The sequence below is a fragment of the Testudinibacter sp. 'clade 2' genome (assembly GCF_006227735.1).
In the GTDB taxonomy this organism is placed as follows: Bacteria; Pseudomonadota; Gammaproteobacteria; order Enterobacterales; family Pasteurellaceae; genus Chelonobacter.
The window spans coordinates 1-6,480 of sequence record NZ_VDHB01000198.1 but is presented as its reverse complement, the minus strand read 5'-3'; the positions used below and the strand labels follow the sequence as shown (position 1 = coordinate 6,480).

Below are 6,480 nucleotides of genomic sequence, written 5' to 3'. Positions count from 1 at the left end.
ACCATTTTGTCTACTATGCCTAAACAAAGATCAACAGACCCTAGAACAGACTGGTTATAAATAAAAAAGATGTGGTTGCCGTGAGGAATCACATCTTTTTTACGTTTTTACAATCAGATAAAAGTGCGGTCAGATCAAAAGTGCGGTTTATCGCTGAAATATTAAATGCTAAACGACGAGCCACAGCCGCAGGTGGTGGTGGCATTGGGATTGTTGACCACAAAACGTGAGCCTTCCAAGCCTTCGGTGTAATCCACTGTGCCACCGATCAAATATTGCAGGCTCATTGGATCGACCACCAATGACACACCATTTTTATCAATCGTCAAATCACCATCGTTGATTTTTTCATCAAAAGTGAAGCCGTATTGAAAACCGCTACAACCGCCACCGGTGATGTAAACCCGCAATTTCAAGTCCGGATTCTCTTCATCGGCAATCAGATTTTTCACTTTGTTTGCTGCTGCGTCTGTAAAATCGAGAGGAATCGCCATCTCACTCATAAGTACTCCTACGCTGTGTACTTTGCCAACTATAAAAAAAGATTTGCGCATTATAGCACTATTTTTTGGCTAAAAAAGAGCAAAAATTCGCTTTCGAAACACAGAGAGATCATTGGAATGATGGCAGAAATGGTTTCTTTAGGCATAAAATGCTACAATGTTTGGGCAATTTTCAATAATAAAAAGGCGAGAAAAAAGAGATGAGTATTCCTATCTGGAGCGGAGAAGAGCTGGATAAGATCAGAACGGCTTGCAAATTGGCGCAAGAGGTGCTGGTGATGATTGAACCTCACGTCAAAGAGGGCGTCAGCACCGGTGAGTTGGATCGCATTTGTCACCAATATATGCGCGAGGTGCAGCAGGTGATACCGGCATGCTTGAATTACAACGGCTTTCCGAAAGCGACCTGTATTTCGGTGAACGAAGTGGTGTGTCACGGCATTCCGGATGACGGCAAAATCTTGAAAAAAGGCGACATTGTCAACATTGATGTCACGGTGATCAAAGACGGTTTTTATGGTGACAATTCTAAAATGTATCTGATCGGCGAGCCGTCGATCAAAGCCAATCGGCTATGTGAGGTGACTTTGGAATCACTATATGTCGGATTACGCACGGTAAAAGCCGGTATTCGTTTAAATCAAATCGGGCGCAGCATTCAGCAATATGTAGAGAGCAAAGGCTGTTCGGTGGTGCGCGAATATTGCGGGCATGGCATCGGCAATCGTTTTCACAGTGATCCGCAAGTGCTGCATTACTATGCGGATGACGGTGGTGTGGTGTTGAAACCGGGCATGGTGTTCACGATTGAGCCGATGGTCAATGCCGGACGACGTGAAGTGCGGTTGATGAAAGACGGTTGGACGGTGAAAACCAAAGATCGCAGCCCGTCGGCACAATATGAACACCAGATTGTGGTGACAGAAAATGGCTGTGAAGTGATGACGATTCGTGATGAAGAAATTGCTAGCGGACGAATTTCACGCTTGATGATTAACGATTGATTTTGAATAAGTGTCGGAAGGCGTAAAGCATGATATCTAGCCGTGATGAAGTCAGCGCTGTGGTGGTCGAAAATAGTGTAATTGACGTCAGTGAAGTAAAAGTGCGGTTGCAGGCGTTAAAAGCGCAGGAATTGGCGCAATTTAATCACAGTGATATTAACCACTTGATCGCCGAGCGCAGCCGCTTTTATGATCAGTTGTTGCAGCAGTTATGGCGCCAGTTCGGTTTGGATCAACAGCCGTTGGCGCTGGTTGCGGTCGGCGGTTATGGGCGCGAAGAGATGTTTCCGCTCTCCGATTTGGATATTTTGATCCTCAGTGAAACCGCACTTGATACATCACAGCAAGACAATATTAGCGCACTGATTCAATTTTTATGGGATTGTCACTTTGACGTCGGACACAGTGTACGCACGCTGGATCAATGTATTGCCGAAGGGCTGGCGGATATCAGTATTGCCACCAATTTATTGGAGTCCCGTTTTCTGGACGGCAATCAAACCTTGTTCCGACAGCTACAAAGTGCGGTTAAATCCGCTGAATTTTGGTCGATCGAGGCATTTTTTGCGGCTAAAATGCAGGAAAAAGCCGAGCGTTACCAACGCTACAACAATACCGGCTACAATTTAGAACCGGATATCAAATACAGCCCCGGTGGCTTGCGCGATTTACATTTATTATACTGGATTGCGCTGCGCCATTTGGGTGTCAAGAACCTGCAAGAGATTTTGGATTCGGGCTTTATTTACCCGGAAGAACACCGCACTTTGAATCGTGCGCAGCAATTTTTATTCAAATTGCGCTTTGCCTTGCATCTGGTGATTAAGCGTTACGATAATCGCTTGTTGTTCGATCGGCAGGTGAAAGTCAGTGAAATCTTAGGCTATCAAGGAACAGGCAACCAAGCGGTTGAGGAGATGATGAAACAGTTCTTCCGTGCCTCCCATGACATTATGCAGCTGACAGAATTGTTACTGCAACACTACCAAGAGCATTTTATTCAGACTTGCGACAGCGGCGAGGCACAATCGTTGGATGCGCATTTTGAGCTGAAAAATCAGACGATCCGTTTGCGCAATCCAGACTGCTTTTTGCAGCAACCGGACACGATACTGGATCTGTTTTTCCATTTGACACGGCAGCCGCAAGCGGTACTCCATTCCACTACGCTGCGTCGGTTGCGTTTGGCGTTGGTGGTGCAGGATAGCAACAAAAAAGGGCAGTATCTGATTGATATTCCCTCAGCACGACAAAAATTTGTGCATCTGTTGGCACAACCGCAAGCGATTGCTCGAGCGATTGTGCCGATGCACCAGCACGGTGTGTTAAATGCCTATTGCGAAGAGTGGAATAATATCAGTGGCTTAATGCAATTTGATCTGTTTCATGCCTATACGGTGGACGAACACACCGTGCGGGTGCTGTTGAAGTTGGAGAGCTTTCTCGATCCACAAAATGCAGAACAGCATCCACTGTGCGTTGAACTGTTTCCGAATTTGGCAAACCGAACCTTGCTCTACTTGACCACACTTTTCCACGACATTGCCAAGGGGCGTGGCGGTGATCATGCCGAGTTGGGGGCGATTGATGTTTATGACTTCGCACAAAAACATGGTTTTGATGAGCAAGATGCGGAAATGACCGCTTGGTTGGTGCTCAATCATTTGAAAATGTCAGTCACGGCACAGCGGCGCGATATTTATGATCCGCAAGTGGTGCTGGCATTTGCCAATAGTGTGAAATATCAAATTCGTCTGGATTATTTGACCTGTCTGACCGTGGCGGACATCAGTGCCACCAACAGCACCTTGTGGAACAGTTGGAAGCGTTCGTTGATTAAAACGCTTTATCAATTTACCACTCAGCAGCTGGAACAAGGTACGGACTATTTGCTGGATGTCAGTGATGAAATTTTGCAGCATCGTTTGCGGGCATTGGCATTATTGCAACCACTGCTGCAAGAGGAGCGTTTGAAATTGCGCACCGTCAATGATTTTTGGCAGCGTTGTCCGCAAGACTATTTTTTACGCAATAATCCACAGCAACTGGCGTGGCATGTTGAATTGATTTGCCAATCAAATGAGCCGATCATTGTCAAATCCAGCAACCGTTTCTCACAAGGCGGCACCGAACTGTTTGTCTATTGCCCTGATCAACCGCACTTGTTCAACAAAGTGGTGCGTGCTATCGAGGCGAAAAATCTGTCAATTCACGATGCTCAAATTTTAACCAGTAATGACGGCTATGCGTTGGATTCGTTTATTATCAGCGAAACTTCCGGTGTGCTGGCGAAATTTGATCGCCGCCGCAGCATCGAACAGAGTGTGTTGACTGCGTTGCAAAGTGAATATAAACCGGCGCTGAATACTAGAATCAACAATAAGTTACAACATTTTCATGTCCCCACCGAAGTGCGGTTTATCGACAGCAAAAGACGCGAGCAAACTGAATTGGAAATTTTTGTGCTGGATAAACCGGGGTTATTGGTGACGATTAGTAATGTGTTCAGCGAGCAGGGGCTTAATTTGTTGAATGCGAAAATTACCACCACCGGCGAACGGGCGGAGGACTTTTTTATCCTTGCCAATTCGCAAAATAGAGCCTTGGACGACAGTGAAAAACAGCGCTTGCAGCAGGCATTGCTGACCGCACTTGATTAGGGCTGCTTATTTTCAACGAAAACACAACATATAACAAACATCAACAGCCCCTAGAGCAACGGACTGAATAAAAAGAACAGTCGTTCGAAAAAGCGTTTATAAATCGGGCGGCGGTACCAAACTTGTGCATCCATCAGGCTGGATTGTGCTAAATAGCCGGTTTGTAACGCCTCGACCTCTTGTCCGAAACGCAGATCGTCCACGATCATCGTCACTTCAAAATTCAGCATAAAACTGCGTGCATCCATATTCACCGTGCCGACTAATGCCAGACGGGAATCAATCAGAATGCTTTTGGTGTGCAGCAACCCGTTTTCAAAACGGTAAATTTTCACGCCGGCTTCCAACAATTCATCAAAGAAAGTGCGGCTCGCCCATTCGACTAAGAATGAGTCATTTTTCTCTGGTAGGATCAGTTTGACCTCAACTCCACGAATCGAAGCGGTTGCCAGCGATTCGGCAATAGTGGAACTGGGCACAAAATAGGGCGAGGTGATGGTGATGCTGTGCCGTGCACTGCTGATCGCCAGCAGCAGCGATTGAGTCATTAAATCTTGTGGAAATCCGGGACCTGACGGCAAAATTTGCACGCCGTGCGAATCATCTGGTTTATGTTGTAACAGCGGACATTGCGGCAGCAGCGCAACGTCTTCATTGGTTTCCATCTGCCAATCCCAACTATGAACGCCCTGCAAAATAAGTGATACCGGCCCCTCAATCCGCACCATAATATCGATCCATTGTCCGACTTCGGCGTGCTGTTTGAAATAACGCGGATCAACCATATTCATACTGCCGGTGTAGCTAATATTATCATCGATCACCATAATTTTGCGGTGTTGCCGTAAATCGACACGACGAAAAAACATGCGGAATAGATTAGCGTGCAGCGCTTCTTCAATCCGAATGCCGTTGTCGAGCAGATAACGGTAATTTCGACCGCCTAAAAAACGCTTGCTGCCGACGGAGTCCAGTAAAATTTGAATTCTCACTCCACGTTTGGCAGCACGAATTAAGGCACTGGTCAGATCGTTGACCAAACCGCCGTCCGACCAGATATAAAACGTCATGTAAATGGTTTTTTGCGCCTGTTCGATATCCTGAATCATAGTTTGGATAATGCTTTCGGCACTGTTTAAAATATGCAGCTCGTTATTTAATACGCACGGAATACCAACTCGATAGCGGCTCAAGGCAAACAGTGGTTTAAAACGTAATTTTTCGTTACTTAACGTTAAATTGGAGCATTGATCAAAACTGCTGAACCATTCGGTGTAGAGCGGTGCCAGCTTTTTGAAGGACTCACCACGCCGCCGTCCGAGTTTGATTTCGCCTAGAATCAGATAGGCAATAATGCCGAAAACCGGGATCATAAAGATGATCAGCAGCCATGCTAAGGTGACAGAGACCGCTTGTTTTTTAAATGCTAAACGTGCGGTGATGCCAATGCCGAAAATCCAGACAAATGCCGGCAGTAAGTAACCGATAATTTGCGAAAGTTCTATATTCATACTATGCTTATCAAATGCCTTAATTATATGATTGATAGATAACCGCGATGTTGCCAAAAGAAACGATTACCTCGAAAGCTGATATTGCTGATGCTGATATTCCTGAACCGATTGCTGTGGTGTACCGCCACCCCGATTTTATTGTGATCGACAAACCGATCGGCATCAGTGTACATAAAGATCAACAATTATCAGGATTGCCGGATTGGGTGGCGCAGCAAACCGGTGATGCCAAGCTATGGTTGGTTCATCGTTTGGATAAAATCACCTCCGGATTACTCATTTTAGCTTGCAATAGCGCCGCTGCCGCCGAGTTTTCACGCCTGTTTCAAACGCATAAAATAGAGAAACATTATATCGCGCTTTCGAGCGGGAAACCAAAGAAAAAGCAGGGCATGGTGGCAGGTGATATGGCGAAAACACGTAACGGCAGTTGGAAACTGTGCCGCAGTCAAACCAATCCGGCAGTCACCCGTTTTCACAGTGTGCTGTGTGAACCCGGCTTGCGCTTATTTCATCTGATGCCAAAGAGCGGTAAAACGCACCAATTGCGCGTGGCGATGAAAAGCCTCGGCAGCCCGATTTTGGGTGATCAGCGCTATGGTGATAAAACCGCACTTGACCGCACTTATTTACACGCTTATGCACTTAAATTTGAGTATCGGGGTGAGAAAATTGCCATCACACAATTGCCGAGCAGCGGCAAATACTTTCTACGCGCCGAGGTGCAGCGGCAATTGGTGCGGTTAACGATTGATTGCACAACGGATTAAGGGGATAATACCTTAGGGTCTGTTGATCT

General features: G+C 46.2%; 5 protein-coding genes. 3 read left to right on the top strand and 2 right to left on the bottom strand.

All coding sequences use genetic code 11. The features are described from left to right. Positions 1–161: 161 nt before the first annotated feature. Entirely contained in the window at positions 162–503 is a 342-nt protein-coding gene (gene erpA / locus FHQ30_RS12525) for an iron-sulfur cluster insertion protein ErpA (RefSeq protein ID WP_132966827.1), read from the bottom strand. A 200-nt stretch (positions 504–703) separates the two neighbouring features. Between erpA and map the strand changes: the two genes are divergently transcribed. Then, complete coding sequence (map, locus tag FHQ30_RS12520) at positions 704–1,507, top strand: type I methionyl aminopeptidase (protein WP_139611703.1); 804 nt, start codon at positions 704–706, stop codon at positions 1,505–1,507. Between the two features lie 29 nt (positions 1,508–1,536). Then, positions 1,537–4,167, top strand: coding sequence for a bifunctional uridylyltransferase/uridylyl-removing protein GlnD (gene glnD, locus FHQ30_RS12515; RefSeq protein ID WP_139611702.1), 2,631 nt, complete (start codon positions 1,537–1,539; stop codon positions 4,165–4,167). A gap of 50 nt (positions 4,168–4,217) precedes the next feature. Here the strand turns inward: glnD and cls are convergent, their stop codons facing one another. After that, positions 4,218–5,678, bottom strand: coding sequence for a cardiolipin synthase (cls, locus tag FHQ30_RS12510; RefSeq protein ID WP_139611701.1), 1,461 nt, complete (start codon positions 5,676–5,678; stop codon positions 4,218–4,220). A 47-nt stretch (positions 5,679–5,725) separates the two neighbouring features. On the opposite strand from cls, the gene FHQ30_RS12505 reads away from it, so the two are divergent. Next, positions 5,726–6,451 (top strand): TIGR01621 family pseudouridine synthase, encoded by a 726-nt coding sequence (locus FHQ30_RS12505; protein WP_139611700.1) that lies wholly within the window; start codon positions 5,726–5,728, stop codon positions 6,449–6,451. The last annotated feature ends 29 nt before the right edge of the window (positions 6,452–6,480 follow it).

Excerpts from the sequence above, each read along its gene's own strand:
- FHQ30_RS12505 (WP_139611700.1), top strand. The coding sequence starts at position 5,726 with ATGTTGCCAAAAGAAACGATTACCTCGAAAGCTGATATTGCTGATGCT.
- erpA (WP_132966827.1), bottom strand. The coding sequence starts at position 503 with ATGAGTGAGATGGCGATTCCTCTCGATTTTACAGACGCAGCAGCAAAC.
- map (WP_139611703.1), top strand. The coding sequence starts at position 704 with ATGAGTATTCCTATCTGGAGCGGAGAAGAGCTGGATAAGATCAGAACG.
- cls (WP_139611701.1), bottom strand. The coding sequence starts at position 5,678 with ATGAATATAGAACTTTCGCAAATTATCGGTTACTTACTGCCGGCATTT.
- glnD (WP_139611702.1), top strand. The coding sequence starts at position 1,537 with ATGATATCTAGCCGTGATGAAGTCAGCGCTGTGGTGGTCGAAAATAGT.